Below are 23,406 nucleotides of genomic sequence, written 5' to 3' on the forward strand. Positions count from 1 at the left end.
CAGGATCTGCTTCAGGCGACAATCTCTTCGAGATTGCGCGGACGCTAACCTCGCAAGGGGAAGGCTGAAGCGACAATCCCTTCGGGATTGCGCGGGTGGGCATTGGCAATGAGAACGATCAAGTGTCTTAAGGGCAATTGGTGGATGCCTTGGCATGCACAGGCGATGAAGGACGTGATACGCTGCGATAAGCTACGGGGAGGTGCGAATACCCTTTGATCCGTAGATTTCCGAATGGGGAAACCCACCTAAGGTACTTGGAAAATCAGAGCAGCCGGAAGGTCGCAAGGCCGACTTGCTGCTGTGGTTTCCAAGTATCGATAATAGGTAACTTACCCTGAATACATAGGGGTAAAGTGGCGAACGCGGGGAACTGAAACATCTAAGTACCCGTAGGAAAGGACATCAACCGAGACTCCGGAAGTAGTGGCGAGCGAACCCGGACCAGGCCAGTGGCGATTGAGAGACAAGCGGAACCTTCTGGAAAGTAGGGCCATAGTGGGTGACAGCCCCGTACGCGTAATGCAATCAATCGTCCTCGAGTAAGGCGGGACACGTGAAATCCTGTCTGAAATTGGGGGGACCACCCTCCAAGCCTAAGTACTCGTGCATGACCGATAGCGAACTAGTACCGTGAGGGAAAGGTGAAAAGCACCCCGACAAGGGGAGTGAAAGAGTACCTGAAACCGATTGCCTACAAACAGTGGAAGCCCAAGGTTCGTCCTGGGTGACCACGTACCTTTTGTATAATGGGTCAGCGACTTAGTGTGACGAGCAAGCTTAAACCGCTAGGTGTAGGCGCAGCGAAAGCGAGTCTGAATAGGGCGTTCAGTTCGTCGCATTAGACCCGAAACCGAGTGATCTAGCCATGAGCAGGTTGAAGGTAAGGTAACACTTACTGGAGGACCGAACCCATAACTGTTGCAATAGTTCGGGATGACTTGTGGCTAGGGGTGAAAGGCCAATCAAACTCGGAAATAGCTGGTTCTCCGCGAAATCTATTTAGGTAGAGCGTCGACCGAATACCCCAGGGGGTAGAGCACTGGATGGGCTAGGGGTCCTCACCGGATTACCAAACCTAACCAAACTCCGAATACCTGGGAGTACTAGTCGGCAGACACACGGCGGGTGCTAACGTCCGTCGTGAAAAGGGAAACAACCCTGACCTACAGCTAAGGTCCCCAAGTTATGGCTAAGTGGGAAAGGATGTGAGGATCCCAAAACAACCAGGATGTTGGCTTAGAAGCAGCCATCATTTAAAGAAAGCGTAACAGCTCACTGGTCTAAATAAGGGTCTTTGCGCCGAAAATGTAACGGGGCTAAAGCCATACACCGAAGCTTAGGGTTTGGTCCGCAAGGGCCAAGCGGTAGCGGAGCGTTCTGTAAGCTGATGAAGCCATACCCGTGAGGGGTGGTGGAGGTATCAGAAGTGCGAATGCTGACATGAGTAACGTAAGGGGAGTGAGAGACTCCCCCGCCGAAAGACCAAGGGTTCCTGCTTAAAGCTAATCTGAGCAGGGTTAGCCGGCCCCTAAGACGAGGCGGAAACGCGTAGTCGATGGGAACCACGTTAATATTCGTGGGCTTGGAGGTAGTGACGGATCATTGAGGTAGTCCAATCTTATCGGATTGAACGGGCTGCTGCGTGGTTCCAGGAAATAGCTCCTCCTTATAAACCGTACCCGAAACCGACACTGGTGGTCTGGTAGAGTATACCAAGGCGCTTGAGAGAACTATGCTGAAGGAACTCGGCAAATTGCACGCGTAACTTCGGAAGAAGCGTGACCCTTTTCTACGCAAGTAGAGGAGGGTGGCACAGACCAGGGGGTAGCGACTGTTTATCAAAAACACAGGGCTCTGCGAAGTCGCAAGACGACGTATAGGGTCTGACGCCTGCCCGGTGCTGGAAGGTTAAGAGGAGGGGTGCAAGCTCTGAATCGAAGCCCCAGTAAACGGCGGCCGTAACTATAACGGTCCTAAGGTAGCGAAATTCCTTGTCGGGTAAGTTCCGACCTGCACGAATGGCGTAACGACTTCCCCGCTGTCTCCAGCATAGACTCAGTGAAATTGAATTCCCCGTGAAGATGCGGGGTTCCTGCGGTTAGACGGAAAGACCCCGTGCACCTTTACTATAGCTTTACATTGGCATTCGTAGTGGCATGTGTAGGATAGGTGGTAGGCTTTGAAACCTGGGCGCCAGCTCAGGTGGAGCCACCCTTGAAATACCACCCTTATTACTATGGATGTCTAACCGCGGCCCGTTATCCGGGTCCGGGACAATGTATGGTGGGTAGTTTGACTGGGGCGGTCGCCTCCTAAAGAGTAACGGAGGCGCGCGATGGTGGGCTCAGAACGGTCGGAAATCGTTCGCTGAGTGCAATGGCATAAGCCTGCCTGACTGCGAGACTGACAAGTCGAGCAGAGACGAAAGTCGGTCATAGTGATCCGGTGGTCCCGCGTGGAAGGGCCATCGCTCAACGGATAAAAGGTACGCCGGGGATAACAGGCTGATGACCCCCAAGAGTCCATATCGACGGGGTTGTTTGGCACCTCGATGTCGACTCATCGCATCCTGGGGCTGGAGCAGGTCCCAAGGGTATGGCTGTTCGCCATTTAAAGCGGTACGTGAGTTGGGTTCAGAACGTCGTGAGACAGTTCGGTCCCTATCTGCCGTGGGTGTAGGAATATTGAAAGGATCTGTCCCTAGTACGAGAGGACCGGGATGGACGGATCTCTGGTGGACCTGTTGTGGCGCCAGCCGCATAGCAGGGTAGCTATATCCGGACGGGATAACCGCTGAAGGCATCTAAGCGGGAAACCCACCTTAAAACGAGTATTCCCTGAGAACCGTGGAAGACGACCACGTTGATAGGCCGGGTGTGGAAGAGCGGCAACGCTTGAAGCTTACCGGTACTAATAGTTCGATCGGCTTGATCGTTCTCATTCCTTATGCTCATCGCTCCAAATCGGAGGATGACAGGCACAAAAAAGACCAGCGAATAGCCCCGAGAGGCACCCGACAGCTCCGCTGCCGATGCCTCTTTGTGCTCCTTCGCTCAAAAGCTTCTCGAACAACGTGCGTTTTGCCGACCTGGTGGTTATGGCGGAGCGGCTGCACCCGATCCCATTCCGAACTCGGCCGTGAAACGCTCCAGCGCTGATGGTACTTCGTCTCAAGACGCGGGAGAGTAGGTCGCTGCCAGGTCTGCTAAACGCACGTTGAACTCACATCCAATCGGATGGAGTGATATCTTCTCTTTATGAAATGGCCCGCCAAGGGATCACGGGCCGCGTAAGCGGCCCTTTCATTTGGTCAGCCATATACCTATCTGTAGGCCTCGGCTTACACAAAAAAGCAAGCAAACGCTTGCTTAGGAACGCAAGCAAGCGTTTGCTTAGATTAGCAAGCAAACGCTTGCACAAAAGGTGACGCGGGGTGGAGCAGCCCGGTAGCTCGTCAGGCTCATAACCTGAAGGTCACAGGTTCAAATCCTGTCCCCGCAACCAAACCTCACTAAACAAACAGCCCGCCTCGTGCGGGCTCTTTTGTTTTTTGCCCTGGTGCCGGCGTTTAACCCGTCATCAGGCGCCCCCAAGCAGGCCAAGCCCAAGCCGCTAGACAGAAAACTCAAATCCTCTCCCCAACCAAACTTCGGTAAGCAAACAATCCGCCTGGAACAAAGCCCGCCGGCCGTTTTGATGTTCGGCTGGGCTGGCCATCGATTGCCCCGGACCAGGCGTCCGCAACAAGGCGAAGCCCAAGCTGCGGAACAAAAAAACCAATCCCGTCCCCTGCAAACCAATCTGCACCAAACAAACAGTTCGCCAGGCACCAGCCAGCGGGACAGCCGAAGGTTCTCGGAATACTCCGGGTGGTCAAGGCTGCTGTAAGCCGACGCAGCAGCAGACTTCTTGGCCAAGCGACATGGAGAGCGTCACGCCGCGCCCGGAACAGATGCTATCAAAGACAAGATCTGGGCTTCACGTGATAAGACGCGGCCGGCGGGAGGGCACCGCGCGAACTCCTGGGTGCAGATACTCCAACCGCACTCCCCGGTTCGCGGCCAAAAAGGCCGGAAAGGCCTTGCCTGGCCCGTACGGCACCTTGGCGGCCTGCGACCAGCTTCGTCGACCGGAGCGTAGACTCCCCGGAAGTAGGTTATGAAATATATTTCAACATGTGAATTATATTGACAGCCTCCGCCGAGGCTGTAATGTCCCGATCGTCGGCTTTCGGAGGAAGGTCGGCATCATCAAATCCATACGGCAGCGCTCGCTGAGCGCCTGCAACGGTCATTGAGGATGGCTTCGGCCAAGGGAGGAAACTTGCGCAAATTTCTGAGCACGCTCGCAATCGCGGCGGCTGCATCGACCTGCTTTGGGTCGATGCAGGTACGCGCCGAAACCCCAAACCCGTTCAAATGCGAGCCGGGTGAAAAATACGTCATGAACGTCATGGTCTCGGGCGTCGAATACTGGTTCCCGGTCTATGAAATGTTCAAGCAGGCCGGCCAGCAGTTCGGCTGCGAGACCGCCTATACGGGTACGCCGGAATACGACGTCAACAAGCAGATCGCGACCTTCGACCAGGCACTGGCGCAGAAGCCGGCCGGTATACTGGTGCATCCGATGAACTCCGATCCGTTCATCGAGCCGATCAACCGCGCCATCGAACAGGGCACCGCGGTGGTGACCTTCGCCGCCGACTCGCCGAATTCCAAGCGCGTCTCCTACATCACTTCCGACAACAATGCCGAAGGCACCTATGCCGCCGACGCCGTTGCCAAGGCGATGGACGGCAAGGGCGAATATGCGGTGCTGGAGAATCCCGGCCAGGACAACCACGACAAGCGCGTCAACGCGTTCGTTGCCCGCATGGAAGCCAAATGGCCTGACATGAAGCTCGTCGGCCGCGCTGCTTCGAACCAGGATCCGACCAAGGCCTATCAGGCCGTTCTGAGCCTGGCGCAGGCGCATCCTGATCTTGGCGCCGTGTTCATGCCGGAGGCCAACTCGGCCATCGGCGCTGCCCAGGCCGCCAAGGAAGGCGGTGGCAAGATCCGCGTCATGCTCGCCGACGTTAATGCCAAGATCCTCGACATGATCAAGGCCGGCGAGATCTTCGGCTCGGTCAATCCAAACCAGGGCATGCAGGGCTATATGGGCTTCATGCTGTTGTGGATGGCCAAGCATCCCGGCCTGATCGATCCGATGAACGACGCCAAGCGTTCGGGTTTCAACCCGATGAGCGTGCCCTTCGTCGACAATGGCTTCTCCATTGTCTCCAAGGACAATGCGGACGACTTCTACTGGGACAAGTACCTCAAGCGTCGCGGCACCAAGGGCATCGAGGAATAGTCTCGATCTCGCCGCCCGGCCTCGGCATGGCCGGATTAACCGGGAAGGAGGCTTCGGCCTCCTTCCTCCCCCGCAGGTTCATCGCAGGAGCACGGCGTGACCCAGGCGCCCATTCTTGAAATCCGTGGCCTGTCCAAGGCGTTCGGCCCGGTCAAGGCGCTGAGCGACGTACGGTTCGAGCTGCGGCGCGGCGAAATCCATGCACTGTGCGGAGAGAACGGCGCCGGCAAGTCGACGCTGATGAACATGATCGCCGGTGTATTGCAGCCCGACGAGGGCGACATCCTGATCGATGGTGAGCGTGTTTCGATCCACTCGCCCGCGGCCGCCCAACGCCTCGGCATTGCGCTTGTCCACCAGGAAATCGCGCTCTGTCAGGACGCGACGGTTGCCGAAAACATTTACATGGCCGCGATCAACAGCCGGCGCGCGCCGCTGATGAATTTCCAGAAGCTCTACGCCGACGCCCAGAAGGTCATGGACCTGCTCGCGCCCATTCCTGTGCGTACCAGGGTTGCCGACCTCTCCATTTCCAACCAGCAGCTTGTCGAGATCGCCAAGGCGCTGACGCTCGACTGCAAGGTGCTGATGCTCGATGAGCCGACCGCGGCGCTGACCGAAAGCGAAGCGCAGCGCCTGTTCTCGATCGTGCGCGGGCTCAAGGAGCGGGGCATTTCGGTGGTCTATATCAGCCACCGCATGGCCGAGATATTCTCGCTGTGCGACCGCGTCACCGTCTTCCGCGACGGCCGCTACGTGGCGACCGATCCGATCGCAACCGTCTCACCGGACGATGTCGTACGCAAGATGGTCGGCCGCGAAATCACCCAGCTCTATCCCGATAAGCTGGCGCCGCAGGAGCCCGGGCGCCTGCTTCTCTCGGTCGAGGGGCTTTCCGATAACCGCCGCTTCGCCGACGTCGATCTGCAGCTTCGTGCCGGCGAAATTCTGGGCATAGGCGGCCTGATAGGCGCCGGCCGCAGCGAGATCGCGCAAACGGTCTGTGGTCTGAGGCCAAGGACGTCTGGAACCGTCGCGCTCGACGGAAAGCAGCTCCGGCTGCGCGGCTATGGCGATGCGGTCAAGGCGGGGCTGGTCTATCTTTCCGAGGACCGCAAAGGCTCCGGCGTGTTCCTCGATCTGCCGATCGCGGCGAACATCTCCGCGCTCGACCTCGCCAGGCTGACCGGGCGCCTCGGCCTGCTTGACCGCAAGGCCGAGGATCGTCAGGCGAAGGAGCTGACCGGCAGGCTCGGCGTGCGCATGGCCGGCATCGATGCCGCCGTCTCGACGCTGAGCGGTGGCAACCAGCAGAAAGTTGCCATCGCCAGGCAGCTGTCCGTCAGTCCCAAAGTCATCATCATGGACGAGCCGACGCGCGGGATCGATGTCGGCGCCAAGGTCGAGATCCACCGGCTGCTGCGCCAGCTTGCCGGCAGCGGTGTCGGCGTCATCGTGATCTCGTCGGAACTGCCGGAGCTGATTGGCTTGTGCGACCGCGTTGTCGTGGTGCGCGAAGGCAGGATCGCCGGCGAACTCACCGCCAGCGAGCTCGGCGAGGAAGCCATCATCATGCTCGCCTCTGGCGTTCAAGACAGTTCAAATCAAAGGCAGGCCCAGAATGTCGCCTAGGGAATCAGGAGAAGCGCTCGTGCACGCCGAGATCAAGGCCGCCGGGCGGCGCATCAATTTCGCTCAGCTCGCCTCGATGCGCGAGGCCGGGCTGATCGTCATCATCCTGGCGCTGTGCATCGCCATGAGCTTCGCCTCGCCGCACTTCCTGACATGGGGCAATTTCCGCGCCATGCTGATGAGCTTTTCCATCGAAGGCATCGTCGTCGTCGGAATGACGATCCTGCTCATCGTCGGCGGCATCGACCTTTCCGTCGGCTCGGTCGTGTGTTTCTCGATGGTGGTCTCGGGTGCGCTGTTCCTTGCCGGCCTCGATCCCTGGACGGCAAGCCTGATCGGCATCGGCGTCAGCGCGCTGATCGGCGCGGCGATGGGCTTCTTCGTGACCGTGATCGGCCTCAATCATTTCATCACGTCGCTGGCGGCCATGGTCATCGTGCGCGGCATGTGCCTGGTGGTCACCAAGGGCACGCCGCTGTCGCTGTTCACCCTGCCGCCGGCCTTCAAGGCCATAGGCCAGGGCAGTTTCAACAACATCCCCTATGTCATCCTGATCTTCATCGTCGTGGTGGCGATCTTCGACTTCCTGCTGCGTCGCGCCACGGCCTTCCGCAAGGTTTTCTACACCGGCTCCAACGAGAAGGCCGCGCAGTTCTCCGGCATCAGGACCAATCAGGTGAAGTTCTGGGTCACGGTGCTGTGCTCGACGCTGGCCGGACTGGCCGGTGTCATCTACATGGCGCGCTTCGGCGCGGCGACACCGACCTTCGGCGCCGGCATGGAACTCAACATCATCGCCGCGGCCGTCATCGGCGGCGCCTCGCTCAATGGTGGCTCGGGCACCATCTTCGGAGCGATCCTCGGCATGGCGTTGCTGTCGGTGGTGACGAGCTCGCTTATCCTGCTCGATGTCTCGGTCTATTGGCAGGACATGATCAAGGGATGCATCCTGCTCGCAGCCGTATCGATCGATCACTTCCTGCATCGCAAGAAGTCCTGAACTCTAAAGGCACCGCAGCAAGACCATGGCCCCTCCCAACACCCGCGACGACATCGCCGCTGTTCGTCAAATGCACCAGGCGCTTGTCCTGCATTACGTTGAAGGCAAGACCCAGGCCGAGATCGCCGGGGAACTCGGCATCTCGCACGCGACGGTCAACCGGCTGATCAAGCGCGGCCACCAGCTCGGCCTCGTCGAGATCAAGATCAAGTCACCGATCGACCATCTGGTCGACCTGGAAGCACGGCTGGTTGCGCTGGGCGGCATCGAGCGGGCGATGGTGGTGCCGTCGGTCTCCGAGAATCCGCACACGGCCCTGCAGCGGGTCGGCGAGGCGGCGGCTGGGCTGCTGCTCGACACCATCAAGGACGGCGACACGATCTCGATCACCGGCGGCAAGGGCGTCAGCGCGCTGGTCGCCGGTCTCAAGCCGGGGCGCCGATACGACGTCGAGATCATTCCCGCAACCGGCCTGGTGCAGGGCAAGCACTACACCGACGTCAACCACGTCGCCTCGCTGATGGCCGACAAGCTCGGCGGCCGCGCCTATCAGATTCATGCGCCGCTGTTTGCCGACACCGTGCAGCAGCGCGAAATGCTGATGGGCATCAGCTCCGTCGCCGACGTGTTTCGCAAGGCGCGCGAGGCGGATGTCGCGGTGGTGGGTGTCGGCTCCATCCTGACCGACGATTCCAGCTACTACGACCTGCATCCGTCCTCGAATGCCGATCGCCAGGCGATCGAGAAGTCCGGGGCGACAGGCGAGCTGCTCGCTCATCTCATCGACCGCCAGGGCAAGCTTTGCAACTACTCGCTCAACCGTTCGCTGGTCTCGTTGACGCTTGACGAGTTCGCGACCATCCCGCGCTCGATCGGCATTGCAAGCGGCCCCAGCAAGGTCGCGCCGATCCTCGCCGCCCTGCGCGGCAACCATCTCGACACCATCGTCACGGACGAGGCCACGGGGCTCCAGATCCTCGAGCTGGCCGAACAGGAGGTAGCATGAATTCTCGACAGATCCAGCGGCAGATCGGCAAGTCCGGCATATCGGCGTCGGCCGTAGGCCTGGGCACCTGGGCGATTGGCGGGTGGATGTGGGGCGGCACCGACGAGAAGGAGTCGGTCAGGGCGATCGAAGCCTCGATCGATGCCGGCCTCAGCCTGATCGACACAGCGCCGGCCTACGGTCTTGGCCGCAGCGAGGCGATCGTCGGCACCGCCATCAAGGGCAAGCGCGACAAAGTGGTGATCGCGACCAAATGCGGGCTGAACTGGCATTCGGGCAAGGGCGGCCATTTCTTCGATCAGGACGGCAAGCCTGTGCATCGCTATCTCGGCGCCGACGGCATCGCCTATGAGATCGAGCAGAGCCTGCGCCGTCTGGGCACCGATCATATCGACCTCTACATCACCCATTGGCAGGACCCGACGACGCCGATCGCCGAGACGATGGCGGTATTGGAAAAGCTCAAGGCAGCCGGCAAGATCCGCGCCATTGGCGCCAGCAACATCAGCGCCGAGGATCTTGGCCATTATATCGACGCCGGCCAGCTCGATGCGATCCAGGAGCGCTATTCGATGATCGACCGCGACCTCGAGAGCAGCCTGCTGCCGATCACCCGCCGCCATGACATTGCCACCCTCAGCTACTCGTCGCTGGCGCTGGGCCTGCTCACCGGCACGGTCGACCCCGGTCGCACATTCGGCGGCGACGACCAGCGCAAGGACAACCCACGCTTTTCCACGGCCAACCGGCAGAAAGTCGCAAAGCTGAAAGAGGCCATCGCCCCGATCGCCGAGAGCCACCAGGCGTCGACGGCGCAGATCGTCATCGCCTGGACGCTCGCCCAGCCGGGCATCACCTTCGCCCTGTGCGGCGCGCGCAATCCCGAACAGGCGCTCGACAATGCACGGGCCGGCGAGATCACGCTTGCGGCAAGCGAGCTAGCGGCGATCGACGCCGCGGCAGCCGCGCATCTCACCGCGATGGATGCCTGAGCAAAAAAGGCAACAGCCCCGATGAACCGTAGTCATACGTTAGCCGGTCTGCGCGACCGGCCTGATATCGCCGTGCTCGTCATCGGTGGCGGCATCAACGGCATCAGCGTCTTTCGCGAACTGGCCCTGCAAGGCGTCGATGTCGTGCTGGCGGAAAAGGGCGATTATTGCAGCGGCGCCAGCGCTGCCCTGTCGCGCATGGTGCATGGCGGCCTGCGCTACCTCGAAAACGGCGAGTTCAAACTGGTGCGCGAATCGCTGCTCGAACGCGACCGGCTGCTGAGGAATGCCCCGCACTATGTGGCTCCGCTGCCGACGACGGTGCCGATCTTCGACATTTTCTCCGGTCTCGCCAACGGTGCGGTGCGTTTCCTGGGGCTGACGCGGCGGCCCAGCCGGCGCGGGGCGCTGGTCATCAAGGCCGGGCTTGCCATGTATGACCTTTTCACCGCTGCACGGCGTATGATGCCGACGCACCGGTTCAGGGGCCGCGCCGAAACCCTGAAGACATGGCCGGCGATCAACCCGGCGATCCGCAATTCGGCGACCTATTACGACGCCTGGGTGAGCCGGCCCGAGCGCCTCGGCCTGGAGATGCTGCTGGACGCCATGGCGAGCGCGACGAATGCCCGCGCCTTGAACTACGCTCAGGCGTCGTCGACAGGCGATGGCCTCGCCATTACCGACACGCTGACGGGCGAAGAGCTGCCGGTGCGGCCGCAACTGGTCATCAACGCCACCGGCGGCTGGATCGACCTGACCAACAAAGCCATCGGGGCAACGGCGCAGACGATGATGGGCGGTACCAAGGGCTCGCATCTGATCGTCGACAACGGCGAACTGTTCGACGCGCTCGGCGGCCATATGGTCTACTATGAGAACGAGGACGGGCGCATCTGCATCCTGTTTCCCTATCTAGGCAAGGTGCTGATCGGCTCGACCGACATCCGGGTGGACGATCCGGACCAGGTCCGTTGCGAGGAGGACGAGCAGCGCTACATCCTGCAGTCGCTCGCTTTCGTCTTCCCCTCGATCAAGGTTAGCGATGACCAGATCGTGTTCCGCTTTGCCGGCGTGCGTCCTTTGCCCGCCAGCGAAGACAGTTTTACGGGCCGCATACCGCGCGATCATTTTTGCGAGTTCGTCGAACCGGCCGGACATCTGCCGGCGACGTTGTGCATGATCGGCGGCAAGTGGACCACCTTCCGTTCGTTTGGAGCGCTGGCCGCCGATATGGCGCTGAAGCGGCTCGGCCTCGCGCGCAGCCAGGGCACGCAGGACATGGCCATCGGTGGCGGCCGCGATTTTCCCGCCGATCCGGACGCCTGGTGCGCGTCATTCGCCGCAGAGCATGGCCTGCCGGTCGAGCGCGCGCACACACTTGTGCAACGCTATGGCACGTCGGCCAGGGATTTCGTTTCGCACCCGGCGGGCGAACAGATGCTGCCGCAGTCGGACTATTCGGCAAGCGAGATAGGGCGCATCATCGAGCGCGAGCAGGTCGAGTGCCTCGCCGACCTGTTCCTGCGCCGCACCACCATCGCCATTTCGGGTGGTCTCAGCGTCGACCTCGTCAATGCCGTTCTCGACATGCTGGCGGCGCACAAGGGCTGGAGCGCCAGCGAGGCCGCCACCGAGCGCGCGACCTTCCTCACCTTGCTGGCCTACCGGCACGGCATCGATCTCCAGACGCATCAAAGGAGCGCCCTATGCGCATAAACAAGAAAGTCCGCATGAACCGGCTGTTCGGTGGCGGCCGCTGCCTCGACGTAGCCATCGATCATGGTGTCTGCAACGAGCCGAGCTTCCTTGCCGGGCTGGAAGACATGGCCGGTGTGGTCAATCAGCTGGTCAAGGCCGGCCCCGACGCCATCCAGATGAACTACGGCCAGGCCGATCTGCTGCAGGCCGTGCCTGGCAAGGACAAGCCGGCGCTGGTGATGCGCATCGACATGGGCAATCCCTATAACAGGATACGCCACCGGGCGATGTGGGCGGTGCTGCAGAACGAAGCCGAGCCCTTGCTTGGCGCCATCGAGATGGATGCGGCTTGCGTCGTGGTCAATCTGTTCATGCTGCCCGACGAGCCGGACCTGTTCCGGCAATGCGTGCAGAACATCGCCCGCGTGCGTGCGGATTGCGAGAAATACGGCCTGCCGCTGATGATCGAGCCGCTGGCCATGCTGCCGGTCGCCGAGCATGGCGGCTACATGGTCGACGGCGATGCCGAAAAGATCGTCACCTTGACCCGGCTTGCCCGTGAAATGGGTGCCGATATCGTCAAGGCCGATCCGACCACCGATCCCAACGATTTCCACCGCGTCGTCGAGGCGGCGCGCTGCCCGGTGCTGGTGCGCGGCGGCGGCAAGGAGGATCTGCGTGCCGTGTTCGACAAGTCGGCCGCCTTGATGGCACAGGGTGCGCTTGGCATGGTCTATGGCCGCAACATCTACCAGCACGCCAACCCGAGCGCCGTCGTGCGCGGGCTGATGGCGATCATTCATGACGATGCCGATGGCGGCGTGGCCTGGGATCTGTACAACCAGGCTTAGGCTGCGGCCTCGGGAGGCGCCAATGGCAAGCTATATCCTCGGTCTCGATGCCGGCAACACCGTCATCAAGGCCATCCTCTTCGACCTGTCCGGCCGCGAACTGGCATTCGCCGCCCGTGACGGCCGCTCGTCCATGCCAAAGCCCGGACATGTCGAACGCGACCTCGACGAACTCTGGCGCAACGCGGTTTCGGTCATCGGCCAATGCATCGCTGAAGCCGGCATCGACGCCGGCGAGATAGTCGCCATCGGCTGCGCCGGTCATGGCAACGGGCTCTACGCGCTGGATCGCTCGGGCGCGCCATTGATCGGCATCCAGTCGCTCGACACACGCGCGGTCGACATCGTCGCCGAATGGGCAAAACAGAATGTCGGCGGCCGCACCTATGCACATTGCCTGCAACGGCCGTGGGCGGCGCAGACGCCTACCCTGCTTGCCTGGCTCAAGCGCTTTTCGCCGGCCTTGTTCGCCAGCATCGGAACTGTGTTCCTGTGCAAGGATTTCGTCGTCAACCGCCTGACTGGTGCGCGCAGCAGCGACACTTCAGACATGTCGGGCTGCGGCCTGCTGCAGATGCAGGACCGCCGCTACGGGCCGGACCTGCTTGCCGCCTATGGGCTCGGCGATTGCATGGACCTGCTGCCGCCAGTGCTGGAATCGGCCGACATTGCCGGTCATGTGAGCGCGGAGGTGGCGGCCCTGACGGGACTGCGCGCCGGCACGCCGGTCGTCGCCGGGCTGTTCGATGTCGTCGCCAGCGCGGTCGGTTCGGGCGTGACCAGAACCGGCGCCGCATCGGTTATCGCAGGGACCTGGAGCATCAACCAGGTCATTACCGACGAACCGATCCGCGACCCTTCGATCTTCATGCTGTCGACTTTCGACCGCCAGCGCTATCTGGCGATCGAATCCAGTGCCACCTCGGCCGCCAATCTCGAATGGATCGTTCGCGAATTCCTCGAACATGGTGGCGAAGCCGGCAAGTCGCCGTTCGAATTGTGCAGCGAACTGGTGGCGTCCGTCGATCCCAACAGCGACATCCCGATCTATCATCCCTTCCTTTACGGCTCGCAGCAGAATGGCCATGCGCGCGCAGGCTTCTATGGCATCGCCGGCTGGCACAGCCGAGCCCATCTGCTGCGTGCGCTGTTCGAAGGCGTTGCCTTCGAGCATAAGCGCCATGTCGAGACCTTGCACAGAGCGGGCGCTGATTTCGACCAGGTGGTGCTGTCGGGCGGGGGCTCGCGCAGCAGCGTGTGGCCGCAGATATTCGCCGATGTGCTCGGCGTGCCCGTCACCGTGGCGCGCAGCCGCGAAACCGGCGCGCTGGGAGCGGCGATCGCGGCGGGCACCGGCGTAGGCATTTTCGCGGACTACAGTGCCGGTGCAGCCGCCATGACGGCGGCGGCCCGACATTTTGTACCCAACGAGGCGGTTGCCGATGCATATTCGGGGCGGTATCGACTGTACGGCGAGATCAACCAGGCGATGACCCCGATGTGGGAGCGCATCGCCGGACAGCAGGCGCGCACGTGACCGAAGCTCCACCGTCCCCGTTCGGCAGTTACGACTATGTCATCGTCGGCGCCGGCTCCGCCGGCTGCGTGCTCGCCAACCGGCTCTCCGCCGATCCGCGCAACAATGTGCTGCTGCTCGAGGCCGGCGGCAGCGACCGCTATCACTGGGTCGATATCCCGATCGGCTATCTCTTCTGCATGGGCAACCCGCGCACCGACTGGATGATGAAGACCGAGCCGGAAGCCGGTCTCAATGGACGCAGCCTCAACTATCCGCGCGGCAAGGTGCTTGGCGGCTGTTCATCGATCAACGGCATGATCTACATGCGCGGCCAGGCAGCCGACTACGATGGCTGGCGTCAGGCCGGCAATGCCGGCTGGGGCTGGGACGATGTCCTGCCTTACTTCCTCAAGTCGGAAGACTATCACGGCGGCAAAGGCGCCATGCATGGCAGCGGCGGCGAGTGGCGGGTCGAACGGCAGCGGCTTTCATGGCCGATCCTTGACGCTTTCCGGGACGCGGCCGAGGAACTCGGCATTCCGCGCACCGAAGACTTCAACACCGGCACCAATGAAGGCTCGGGCTATTTCGAGGTCAACCAGAAGAAGGGCGTCCGCTGGAACACATCGAAGGCGTTTCTGCGCGGCATTGCCACGCGCAAGAACCTGCGCGTGGTGCTCGGCGCGGAGACCGAACGGCTCGAATTCGACGGCCGGCGCGTCACCGGATTGGTTTTCCGCCAAGGCGGCCGCCTGCACCAGGTCCGCGCTGGACAGACGATCCTTGCGGCCGGCGCCATCAACTCGCCGAAGCTGCTCGAACTGTCGGGGGTGGGCTGCCCCGACCTGCTTTCGAGCATCGGCGTGGATGTTCGTCACGCCTTGCCGGGCGTTGGAGAAAATCTGCAGGACCATTTGCAGATCCGCACCGTCTTCAAGGTCGCCAACACCGCCACGCTCAACCAGCGCTACCACAATCTGGTCAGCCGTGCGTCGATGGGGCTGGAATACGCGCTCAAGCGCAGCGGGCCGCTGTCGATGGCGCCGAGCCAGCTCGGCATCTTCGCCAGGAGCGATCCGCGTCTCGCAACCCCCGATCTCGAATACCATGTGCAGCCGCTGAGCACCGACCGTCTGGGCGAGCCGCTGCATCGCTTTCCCGCGGTCACCGTCTCGGTCTGCAATCTGCGCCCCGAAAGCCGGGGCACCGTACATATGGGTTCATCCGACGCGCGGGAGGCGGCGAAGATCCGCCCGAACTATCTTTCCACCGAGGGAGACCGCAGCGTGGCCGTCGCGTCGTTGCGCCATGTCCGCAGCCTGATGAAGGCCCGGGCGGTGGCGCGCTTTGCGCCGGAAGAGATGCTGCCCGGCACGCAGTATGACAGCGATGAAGAGCTCATCCGCAAGGCCGGCGATATAGGCACGACGATCTTCCACCCCGTCGGCACCTGCAAGATGGGTTCGGATACGATGGCGGTGGTCGACGACGGCCTGCGTGTTCACGGGCTTGGCGGGCTGCGCGTGGTCGATGCCTCGATCATGCCGACAATCGTCTCAGGCAACACCAACTCGCCGGTCGTCATGATCGCGGAAAAGGCAGCCGAGATGATCCTGCAAGAGGCCCGCTGACCGCCATCGGCTTCAAGCCGCGGCAACACCGCGCGATCGCCGTCTCTCGGCCGCCGCGAGCAGATCGACGAAGGTGCGCACCTTGGCGGGCCGGAACCGGGCCGGCGGAAAGACCGCGTGGATGCCGCCTGACGGCAGGCTCCAGTCGGCAAACACCGGCACCAGCCGCCCCTCGGCGATATCGTCGCTGACGCTATAATCCGGAAAGACGCCGAGCCCGATGCCGACGAGCACGCAAGCCAGGGCGGCGGGGCTCTTGTCGCACATGATGACCGGATTGAGTTCGGTCAGCACCGTCTCAGTGTCCCTGGAAAACAGCCATTGGCCGATGCCGCGCAACTGGGTGTTGCCGACCCAGGCCAGCGATCTTGCCTGGCGCGGCGTCACGTCGGGCGGCAGGCTCGCCGCGAAGCCAGGGCTCGCCACCACGATCTGCCGGATCGTCCCCAGGCGCCGCGCCTGGTTCGAGGAATCGGTGAGCCAGCCGACGCGGATGCCGAGATCGATCTGCTCGTCCACCAGATTGCTGACGGCGTCGTCGAAGATCGCCTCGACGCGCATATGCGGGTAGGTTCTGAGATAGGCGGCCATGACCGGAGCCACGATCTTGGTGCCGTAGTCGAGTGGCGCCGTCAGCCTCAGCGTTCCGCTCGGTTCGACGGCTCCGCGCGAGATTTCGCCATAGGCCGCCTCCGCTTCGCGCAGGATGATCATCGCGCGGTCATAGAAGAGGCGGCCCTCTTCGGTCGGCGTGACACGCCGGGTCGTGCGCTGCAGCAGCGTTGCGCCCAGCTCCTCTTCGAGCTTGCCGATCTGATGGCTGACCACGGCCTTGGCGACGCCAAGCCGGTCGGCCGCGGCGGTGAATGAGCCGGTTTCCATCACCGTGGTGAAGTAGGCGAGCCGATTGAGGTTCAGAAGTTCGGCCAAGCTGGCTGCCCTTTGTATGATCAGATCAGACAGTTTGTACAATTGGGCGCCATTTATCGCAAGGCTGCCGTCTGCCATATGAGCGACGGCCTCGACGAGTCCGGTGGCCGGGCAGGAATGGCAGCGACTATGAGCAATTCAGAAGTGACCTATCTTTTCGATCCGCTCTGCGGCTGGTGCTATGGCGCCACCCCGATGCTCGACCGGTTGTCGGCCGCCGGCCTGAACGTCGAACTGCTGCCGACCGACCTGTTTTCCGGCGCCGGCGCACGTCCGATGGATGAAGGCTTTGCGGCGCATGCCTGGGCGAACGACCAGCGCATCGAGCGCCTGACCGGACAATCCTTCACGCCGGCCTACCGGCACAATGTCCTCAATGTCCGTGGGACCCTGCTCGATTCACATGCCGCCACACTCGGCATCAGTGCCGCTGGCCTGGAAGATCCCAGCCGCCGGCTTGCGGCGCTGAAGACGATCCAGCATGCGCGCTATGTAGAAGGACGCGATGTCGTGACGATCGGCGGTGTGGCCGAGGTGCTCGCCGCCGCCGGCATGGCGGACGCCGCCGAAATGCTCAAGGCGCCGACTGAAACATTGCTTACGGCTCACCGCGATCTGGTTGGCCGTGGCCGTGCGCTGTTCCAGCGCCTGCATGCCGATGGCGTGCCTTCGCTCTCGGTCATCCGCAATGATGCGCCCCGGCTCATCGGTTCGAACGCGCTGTTCGGCAGCTTCGACAATCTCGTCGCCCATATCGCGGCGGCGTGATCCCATCCTCCAGAAAACCTCCACAAGGAACAAGGAAACAGACATGGCAAAAGTCGCTCTCATTGGTGCATCGGGCGCTGTCGGTTCGCGCCTTCTCAGGGAACTCTCCGATCGCGGCCATACCGTCACCGGCATTGCGCGCAACCCGGAAAAGATCGTCGCCCTTCCTGGCGTGACGGCGAGGAAGGGCGATGTCTTCGACAGACAAGGTCTCGCGGGCCTGATCCGCGGCCATGACGCGGTGATCAGCTCCGTGCATTTCCTGGACAGCGATGCCGATACGCTGATCGAGGCGGTGCGCGCCTCCGGCGTGAAGCGCTATCTCGTCGTCGGCGGCGCCGGCAGTCTCGAAGTGGCACCCGGCAAGCGGTTGGTCGACACGCCTCAATTCCCTGATATCTACAAGGCCGAAGCGCAGAAGGGCGCCGACTTCCTGGACAGATTGAAGACGGTCAGCGACCTCGATTGGACGTTCCTGTCGCCATCCGCCATGTTCGTGCCTGGCGAGCGCACCGGCAAATTCCGCCTCGGCAAGGATACACTTCTCGCCTCCGACAAGGGCAGCAGCATTTCCTTCGAGGACTACGCGATCGTCATGGTCGACGAGATCGAGAAGCCGGCCCATATCAGGCAGCGCTTCACCGTCGGCTATTGAGCGAACGGGTGGCGGCGGCCGGGTCTCAATCGAGGCCGGCCGACGCCAGCCGCATCAGCGCTTCACGGACACCGGCACGCCGGTAGGTCTCGGTGACGAGCCCGTCCTGCCTCAGCGCCTCGCGGCGACGTTCGACAAAGGCGCGTTCGTCGCTGGTCAGGTCGTTCTCTCGCTTGCGGAGCCATTCTTGGTAGGACGGGTCGACCTCCTTGACCGGCTTGGCCGCCGTCGAAACCGAAGCCGGGCGGTTGTCGGTATAGCGAGGCCGCAAGGCACTGTTGGGGTTGTATTCGGTTCGCTTGTCGTTGCCTGAAATGACGAGGTCGGGATCCGAAACCCGGCCCGACGGGCTGTAGACGAATGCCGACACAATCCGGTCGAGCGCCGCGTCGATTTCCTTCGGCCGATGCACGACGTCTCGTGGCAGGCGATCGGGGACGGCAAGCCGGGTGATGCCACGATCGTTGATGGCGTCAAGCACCTCACGATGATCGCGCGAGGTGATGACCTCGCGCCGGGCCGGCCAGAAATCATAGGGCGCGTGCGCGCCATAGCCCTTGCCGATATGGAAGGCATAGATTTCCGGATAGACCGTCAGCTCGCTGCGGCGGCTCGGCTTGACGTCGTAGAACGCGGTGATGGCGATCTGCAGCAGATGGGTGGCGCCGATGCCGCCAAGCGCATCGTCGATCACCAGGCCGAAACGGTCATGCGAGTTCCAGTCCGGCAAAGCCTCGGCGATCGAAGCCGGCTTGCCGTCGATCTCGACATCGAACATGTTCGCTTTCAACAATGTCACGACGTGCATTATTGTCCCTCCTCGATGAGGCCGCCGATTCGTGATGCTCGATAAGAACAAGGAAGGGGCTCGCTGTCACCTTGTTCGGCTTCCGCCAACAGCATCGCCAATCCCCGTCAGTTCGAAGAGGCGCGACCCTCATCCATGCTGGCTCTGTTTGTCAGCGCGATATGACAGCAGCCGGAGCCGTGGCCCGGCGTCCAGGTGACATTGTCGAAACGCACCCCAGTCGCCTCGAACAGGCCGCGGTCGAAGGCGCCGGCAATGCGGCAGAGCGTGGCGAGTTTTTCGTTGCCAACACCGGCTTCGACCCAGGCATCTTTCAGCGGGCAGCGCTTCACCTTGAAGGCGATGCGGTCATCGCTGCGTTCGACGTCGGTCGGATACATCAGGCCGCCATCCGGGCTGACAGCGAGGAATGCCTCGCCGATGGCGCGTGCGTCATTGGGGCCAAAGCTGGCGAAGGCGGCAGCCGCGACTTCTTTGCCGCGCTGTTCGATGGCGCGGATCATGATCGCTTCGGCCTGTTCGGCGCCCAGCTCTCCGGTCAGTTCGTCGAGGAACAGGCGGTAGAGATCGGCGCGGTTGCGAAAGGCGGAATCGAGTTCGCGCGACAGTTTTTCGGCTCTGGCTTCGGCGTCGGTCATGTTGCGTCCTGGTTTGTTGTTTGACCATGATCTTGTCCGAAAACCGGATCCCACTTTTCGGGATCATGGTCCGGTCCGGTTCAATCTCGGTGCTGCCGCCACCAGCGCCTTGCCAATGGCCGATTGCGGTGCGTCGATGACGGTTCGGGCATCGCCGTTCTCGGCAATCCGGCCGGCGTCGAGAAGGATGACGCGGTGGGCGACCGACCGGATGACACCGAGATCATGTGAAATGAAGAGATAGGCGATCTTTTCCTGGCGTTGCAGGTCGAGCAAAAGCTCGAGGATCTCTCCGCGCACGGAAACGTCGAGCGCCGACACCGCCTCGTCGAGCACGATCAGCGACGGTTTTGTGGCGATGGCGCGGGCAATGGCGACGCGCTGCCGCTGGCCGCCGGAGATTTCGTGGATGGCGCGTGGGGCGAGATCAGCCGTCAGCCCGACGCGCTCCAGCAAGGCGGCGATGCGGCGCGGGCGCTCGCCGCGGGAGGCGATGCCATGGATGCGCAAGGGATCGTCGAGTACACGCGCCACCGTGGCGCGAGGGTTGAAGGCGGCAAGCGGGTCCTGGAACACCATTTGCAGGCGCGCGCGGCGTGCTCGCAGTGCTGTGCTGGGCAGGGCCAGGAAATCGTCGCTTTCGAATTCGATGCGCCCGGCGTCCGGCTCGATCAATCGCAGCACCAACCGCGCGATCGTCGACTTGCCGCTGCCGGAAGGTCCGGCTAATGCCAGCGTTTCGCCGGGGTCGATGTGAAAGGAGACATCGTCGACGGCAGCGATGATCTTGTTGCCGCGACGGTAGCGCTTGGTCAGGTTGGACACCGCCAGCAGGCTCATGCGTGGAGCCTTGCCCGGTTCAGCAATGGCCTGGTGTCGAGGCCGATATGGGCGTCGAGCAATGCGCGCGTATAGGGCTGGGCCGGGGCGCCGACAATCTGCGCCGTCATGCCAAGCTCGACCAACTGCCCATGGCGGAAAACGGCGATACGCTCGGCAAGCTCGGCCGCCAGCGCGATGTCATGGCTGATGAACAGCAGCGTCATGCCGTCCTCGCTCGCCAGGCGTCGGATCAAGGCGACGATCTCGGCCTGCACGATGGTGTCGAGCGCGCTGGTCGCTTCGTCGGCGATCAGCAATTTCGGGCCGGCCGCAATGGCTGCGGCGATCGCCACACGCTGCTTCTGGCCGCCGGAAAGCTGATGCGGGAAGGCGCGCAAGGCCGAGTCCGGGTCGGGCAGGCGGACGCGCTCCAGCAGGCTTTTGGCCCTGGCATAGGACTGGGACCAGGTGAGGCCGAGATGCGTGCGCGCTACTTCGGCGATTTGCTTGCCGATGGTCATGACAGGATCGAGGCTGGCGGAGGGGTCCTGGAAGACGAAGCCGATGTCGCGGCCGAGGCGGGGGATGTAGCTCTGTTTGAGGGAAGACTTTCGGACTTTGCGCCTTACGAGGCCCCCCTCTGTCCTGCCGGACATCTCCCCCTCAAGGGGGGAGATTACGCCCTTGTCTCCACTTTCGCCCATCGCCAGAGATGCAGAAAGAGGGCCTGCGGGGGAACTGCCAATCTCCCCCCTTGAGGGGGAGATGTCCGGCAGGACAGAGGGGGGCGCCTTGGCGCCCAACGGCGGATGTAAGAACCAATCGATCCGCCCATCAACCTTGGCGGACGCAGGCAACAGCCCGGCAATCGCCAGTGCCAGCGTGCTTTTGCCTGAACCGCTTTCGCCGATGATGGCGAGGCGTTCGCCATTGGCAATATCGAGGCCTACACTCCTCAGCGCTGCCACCTCATTGCCGTCACGCCGGTAGGTCACCGTCAGGTCGCGGATCGAAGCGAGCGTGGTCACGACAGGCCTCTCCTGACCGCTGTCGTCTCGACAATGCCTTCGCCGGCGAGATAGACGCCGAGCACGGTCAGCACCAGCGCTATGCCCGGGACAATCGACAGGAAGGGCGCGGTACGCAGGACAGCGCGGCCTTCGGCGATCATTCCGCCCCAGGTGACCCGGTTGGGGTCGCCCAGGCCGAGGAAGGACAAGGCCGCTTCGGTGAGGATCGCGGCGGCGACGATCACCGACGACATCGCCAGCACCGGCGGCAGGGCATTGGGCAGCACCTCGCGAAAGGCGATCGCCAGCGGGTGCATGCCGATGACCCTGGCCCCGGCGACATAATCGCGTTCGCGAATGGAGAGGACTTCCGCGCGGGCGACCCGGGCTGGTCCGGTCCAGGTGCCGAGCGCGATGGCAATCACGACGACGCCGAGCGACGGTCCGACGACGCTGACGAAGGCCAGTGCCAGCAGGAAGCTCGGCACGGTCTGGAAGGCGTCGGTGATGCGCATCAGCACCTCGTCGACGAGGCCGCCGGCAAAGCCGGCCAATGTGCCGACCACGGCGCCGACGACAAGTGCGGCGGCCGCGGCCGCGAGCCCGACAGCCAGCGATGTGCGGGCGCCATGAAAAAGCTCGGCCAGCACGTCGCGGCCAAGCCGGTCGGTGCCCAGCGGCAGCGACCAGTCCTGGAACGGCGGCAGCAGCGCCGGGCCGGCGATGGCCTGCGGGTCGCCGGGGAACAGCAGCGACGCCGACAGCGCCATGGCGATCAGCGCCGCCAGGAGCATGGCGCCGGCGACCGCCTCGGGCGTGCGCAGAAAGCGGCGGAGCGGGCTCACGCACCGGCCTCGCTGGCGCCGACGCGCGGATCGAGCAAGGCGTAGGCGATGTCGACGAGCAAATTGATAACGATGACCAGGACGGCGCTGGTGAGGATAATGCCGAGCAGAAGCGGCGTATCGCGGGAGGCGACCGCCTCCTGCGCCAGCCGGCCGAGGCCGGGCACGGAAAAAACGCTCTCGATGACGACGCTGCCGCCGAGCATCTGCGCCGACTGCAGGCCGAGCATGGTGACCAGCGGCAGCAATGCGTTGCGGGCGACGTGGGTGAGCACGATGCGGCGGCGTGACAATCCCCTGGCGCGCGCGGCCAGGACGAAATCCAGGCGCCAGACCTCGGCCATACCGGCGCGCATCATGCGCAGATAGAGCGCCAGATAGATGAAGCCGAGGGCGGAAACGGGCAGGGCGAGATGGATGGCAATGTCGGCTGCGCGATCAAGGCCGGTCTTGTCAGAGGCCAGGGTTTCGATGCCGCCGATCGGCAGCCAGCGCAGGTCGACGGCAAAGACGACGATCAGCACCAGGCCGAGCCAGAAACCCGGCACTGCATAGAGCGCCAGCGAGCCGATCGACAGGAAGCGGTCGCGGAAACTGCCCGGACGCGCGCCGGCATAGATGCCGAGTGCCGAGCCGAGCCCGAAGGAGAGCGCGGTGGCGCTGACCATCAACAGCAGCGTGTTGGGCAGGCGTTCGAGGATGACGTCGCGGATCGGCCTGGAGAAGGTCACCGACTGGCCGAGATCGAGATGCAACAGCGCCCAGAGGTAATTGGCGAGCCGCGTCAGCTCCGACTGGTCGAGGCCCCAGCGATGACGCAACAATTCGATCATGCCGGCGTCGCCGCCGGTCGAGACGATATAGGCATCGACCGCATCGCCGGGGGCAGCTTCGAGCAGCAGGAAGGTGCCGACGACGACGATCAGCAGCACGAAGATGCTGCCGACGAGGCGACGGCGGATGAGCGTGAGGGCGCGGGTCATGGGGGCGTCGGAGGCTTGGCACTGAGTCGCCCAAGAGAGATGTCGCGCCTGAGCGCCCCCCTCTGTCCTGCCGGACATCTCCCCCTCAAGGGGGGAGATCGGAAGTCATTTATGGTTTCGCCAATGTTCGACGCTCCAGGAAAATCAGCCGACGGTGCGGCCAGCCAATCTCCCCCCTTGAGGGGGAGATGTCCGGCAGGACAGAGGGGGGCCTCGTAGGGCTCAACGCCTACGCTGATTTCGCGAATTTTCATCCG

General features: G+C 62.8%; 18 protein-coding genes, 1 tRNA gene and 2 rRNA genes. 14 read left to right on the forward strand and 7 right to left on the reverse strand.

The genetic code is table 11. The annotated features are described in order from the left end of the window. Positions 1–116 precede the first annotated feature (116 nt). From NP945_RS01070 to NP945_RS01125, 12 genes are all read left to right on the forward strand, one after another. A 23S ribosomal RNA gene (locus tag NP945_RS01070) occupies positions 117–2,938 on the forward strand. Positions 2,939–3,090: 152 nt separating this feature from the next. After that, a 5S ribosomal RNA gene (gene rrf, locus NP945_RS01075) occupies positions 3,091–3,205 on the forward strand. 225 nt (positions 3,206–3,430) lie between these two features. Then, a tRNA-Met gene (locus tag NP945_RS01080) sits at positions 3,431–3,507 on the forward strand. An 819-nt stretch (positions 3,508–4,326) separates the two neighbouring features. Further along, positions 4,327–5,358, forward strand: a complete 1,032-nt coding sequence (locus NP945_RS01085) for a substrate-binding domain-containing protein (protein WP_013529471.1) — start codon at positions 4,327–4,329, stop codon at positions 5,356–5,358. Between the two features lie 96 nt (positions 5,359–5,454). After that, positions 5,455–6,990 (forward strand): sugar ABC transporter ATP-binding protein, encoded by a 1,536-nt coding sequence (locus tag NP945_RS01090; protein ID WP_256745346.1) that lies wholly within the window; start codon positions 5,455–5,457, stop codon positions 6,988–6,990. Between the two features lie 76 nt (positions 6,991–7,066). After that, positions 7,067–7,990, forward strand: a complete 924-nt coding sequence (locus NP945_RS01095) for an ABC transporter permease (RefSeq protein ID WP_236383556.1) — start codon at positions 7,067–7,069, stop codon at positions 7,988–7,990. Positions 7,991–8,015: 25 nt separating this feature from the next. Beyond that, the gene (locus NP945_RS01100; RefSeq protein WP_127321031.1) at positions 8,016–8,996 is read left to right on the forward strand and encodes a sugar-binding transcriptional regulator; all 981 of its coding nucleotides are present in this window, start codon (positions 8,016–8,018) and stop codon (positions 8,994–8,996) included. Then, entirely contained in the window at positions 8,993–9,988 is a 996-nt protein-coding gene (locus NP945_RS01105; RefSeq protein ID WP_256745347.1) for an aldo/keto reductase, read from the forward strand. Before NP945_RS01100 ends, NP945_RS01105 begins: the two co-directional genes overlap by 4 nt. A gap of 21 nt (positions 9,989–10,009) precedes the next feature. Next, a complete protein-coding gene (locus NP945_RS01110; protein ID WP_256745348.1) occupies positions 10,010–11,707 on the forward strand; it encodes a glycerol-3-phosphate dehydrogenase/oxidase in 1,698 nt (565 codons plus the stop codon). Then, positions 11,698–12,540, forward strand: a complete 843-nt coding sequence (locus tag NP945_RS01115) for a class I fructose-bisphosphate aldolase (RefSeq protein ID WP_127382208.1) — start codon at positions 11,698–11,700, stop codon at positions 12,538–12,540. The genes NP945_RS01110 and NP945_RS01115 overlap by 10 nt, the downstream gene beginning before the upstream one ends. A 22-nt stretch (positions 12,541–12,562) precedes the next feature. Beyond that, complete coding sequence (locus tag NP945_RS01120; RefSeq protein ID WP_256745349.1) at positions 12,563–14,077, forward strand: FGGY-family carbohydrate kinase; 1,515 nt, start codon at positions 12,563–12,565, stop codon at positions 14,075–14,077. Next, on the forward strand, positions 14,074–15,690 hold the full coding sequence (locus tag NP945_RS01125) for a GMC family oxidoreductase (protein ID WP_256745350.1): 1,617 nt from the start codon (positions 14,074–14,076) through the stop codon (positions 15,688–15,690). The genes NP945_RS01120 and NP945_RS01125 overlap by 4 nt, the downstream gene beginning before the upstream one ends. A 12-nt stretch (positions 15,691–15,702) precedes the next feature. On the opposite strand, the gene NP945_RS01130 is transcribed toward NP945_RS01125, so the two are convergent. Then, a complete protein-coding gene (locus tag NP945_RS01130) occupies positions 15,703–16,620 on the reverse strand; it encodes a LysR family transcriptional regulator (RefSeq protein ID WP_127269586.1) in 918 nt (305 codons plus the stop codon). A 129-nt stretch (positions 16,621–16,749) separates the two neighbouring features. Here NP945_RS01130 and NP945_RS01135 point away from each other — a divergent pair, with 129 nt between their 5' ends. Continuing rightward, a complete protein-coding gene (locus NP945_RS01135) occupies positions 16,750–17,388 on the forward strand; it encodes a DsbA family protein (RefSeq protein ID WP_256745351.1) in 639 nt (212 codons plus the stop codon). 43 nt (positions 17,389–17,431) lie between these two features. After that, entirely contained in the window at positions 17,432–18,043 is a 612-nt protein-coding gene (locus tag NP945_RS01140; RefSeq protein WP_256745352.1) for an NAD(P)-dependent oxidoreductase, read from the forward strand. Between the two features lie 25 nt (positions 18,044–18,068). Here NP945_RS01140 and NP945_RS01145 read toward each other — a convergent pair whose 3' ends face one another. The 6 genes from NP945_RS01145 to NP945_RS01170 all read right to left on the reverse strand — a co-directional run bounded on the left by NP945_RS01145 (position 18,069) and on the right by NP945_RS01170 (position 23,149). Further along, positions 18,069–18,851, reverse strand: a complete 783-nt coding sequence (locus NP945_RS01145) for a hypothetical protein (protein WP_256745353.1) — start codon at positions 18,849–18,851, stop codon at positions 18,069–18,071. A gap of 107 nt (positions 18,852–18,958) precedes the next feature. Beyond that, complete coding sequence (locus NP945_RS01150) at positions 18,959–19,489, reverse strand: L-2-amino-thiazoline-4-carboxylic acid hydrolase (RefSeq protein ID WP_256745354.1); 531 nt, start codon at positions 19,487–19,489, stop codon at positions 18,959–18,961. Positions 19,490–19,552: 63 nt separating this feature from the next. Continuing rightward, a complete protein-coding gene (locus NP945_RS01155; RefSeq protein WP_256745355.1) occupies positions 19,553–20,329 on the reverse strand; it encodes an ATP-binding cassette domain-containing protein in 777 nt (258 codons plus the stop codon). After that, positions 20,326–21,339 (reverse strand): ABC transporter ATP-binding protein, encoded by a 1,014-nt coding sequence (locus NP945_RS01160; RefSeq protein ID WP_256745356.1) that lies wholly within the window; start codon positions 21,337–21,339, stop codon positions 20,326–20,328. The genes NP945_RS01155 and NP945_RS01160 overlap by 4 nt, the downstream gene beginning before the upstream one ends. Next, a complete protein-coding gene (locus NP945_RS01165; RefSeq protein WP_127809248.1) occupies positions 21,336–22,166 on the reverse strand; it encodes an ABC transporter permease in 831 nt (276 codons plus the stop codon). The genes NP945_RS01160 and NP945_RS01165 overlap by 4 nt, the downstream gene beginning before the upstream one ends. Further along, positions 22,163–23,149: an ABC transporter permease gene (locus NP945_RS01170; RefSeq protein ID WP_256745357.1), complete on the reverse strand. Its 987-nt coding sequence runs from the start codon at positions 23,147–23,149 to the stop codon at positions 22,163–22,165. The genes NP945_RS01165 and NP945_RS01170 overlap by 4 nt, the downstream gene beginning before the upstream one ends. Positions 23,150–23,406: the final 257 nt, after the last annotated feature.

The sequence above is a fragment of the Mesorhizobium sp. LMG17149 genome (assembly GCF_024518695.1).
Taxonomy (GTDB): domain Bacteria; phylum Pseudomonadota; class Alphaproteobacteria; order Rhizobiales; family Rhizobiaceae; genus Mesorhizobium.

What these genes read in the sequence shown, in the direction of transcription:
- NP945_RS01095 (WP_236383556.1), top strand. Translation starts at nt 7,067, where the DNA reads ATGCGCGAGGCCGGGCTGATCGTCATCATCCTGGCGCTGTGCATCGCC.
- NP945_RS01100 (WP_127321031.1), top strand. Translation starts at nt 8,016, where the DNA reads ATGGCCCCTCCCAACACCCGCGACGACATCGCCGCTGTTCGTCAAATG.
- NP945_RS01105 (WP_256745347.1), top strand. Translation starts at nt 8,993, where the DNA reads ATGAATTCTCGACAGATCCAGCGGCAGATCGGCAAGTCCGGCATATCG.
- NP945_RS01110 (WP_256745348.1), top strand. Translation starts at nt 10,010, where the DNA reads ATGAACCGTAGTCATACGTTAGCCGGTCTGCGCGACCGGCCTGATATC.
- NP945_RS01115 (WP_127382208.1), top strand. Translation starts at nt 11,698, where the DNA reads ATGCGCATAAACAAGAAAGTCCGCATGAACCGGCTGTTCGGTGGCGGC.
- NP945_RS01120 (WP_256745349.1), top strand. Translation starts at nt 12,563, where the DNA reads ATGGCAAGCTATATCCTCGGTCTCGATGCCGGCAACACCGTCATCAAG.
- NP945_RS01135 (WP_256745351.1), top strand. Translation starts at nt 16,750, where the DNA reads ATGAGCAATTCAGAAGTGACCTATCTTTTCGATCCGCTCTGCGGCTGG.
- NP945_RS01140 (WP_256745352.1), top strand. Translation starts at nt 17,432, where the DNA reads ATGGCAAAAGTCGCTCTCATTGGTGCATCGGGCGCTGTCGGTTCGCGC.
- NP945_RS01145 (WP_256745353.1), bottom strand. Translation starts at nt 18,851, where the DNA reads ATGCACGTCGTGACATTGTTGAAAGCGAACATGTTCGATGTCGAGATC.
- NP945_RS01150 (WP_256745354.1), bottom strand. Translation starts at nt 19,489, where the DNA reads ATGACCGACGCCGAAGCCAGAGCCGAAAAACTGTCGCGCGAACTCGAT.
- NP945_RS01155 (WP_256745355.1), bottom strand. Translation starts at nt 20,329, where the DNA reads ATGAGCCTGCTGGCGGTGTCCAACCTGACCAAGCGCTACCGTCGCGGC.
- NP945_RS01170 (WP_256745357.1), bottom strand. Translation starts at nt 23,149, where the DNA reads ATGACCCGCGCCCTCACGCTCATCCGCCGTCGCCTCGTCGGCAGCATC.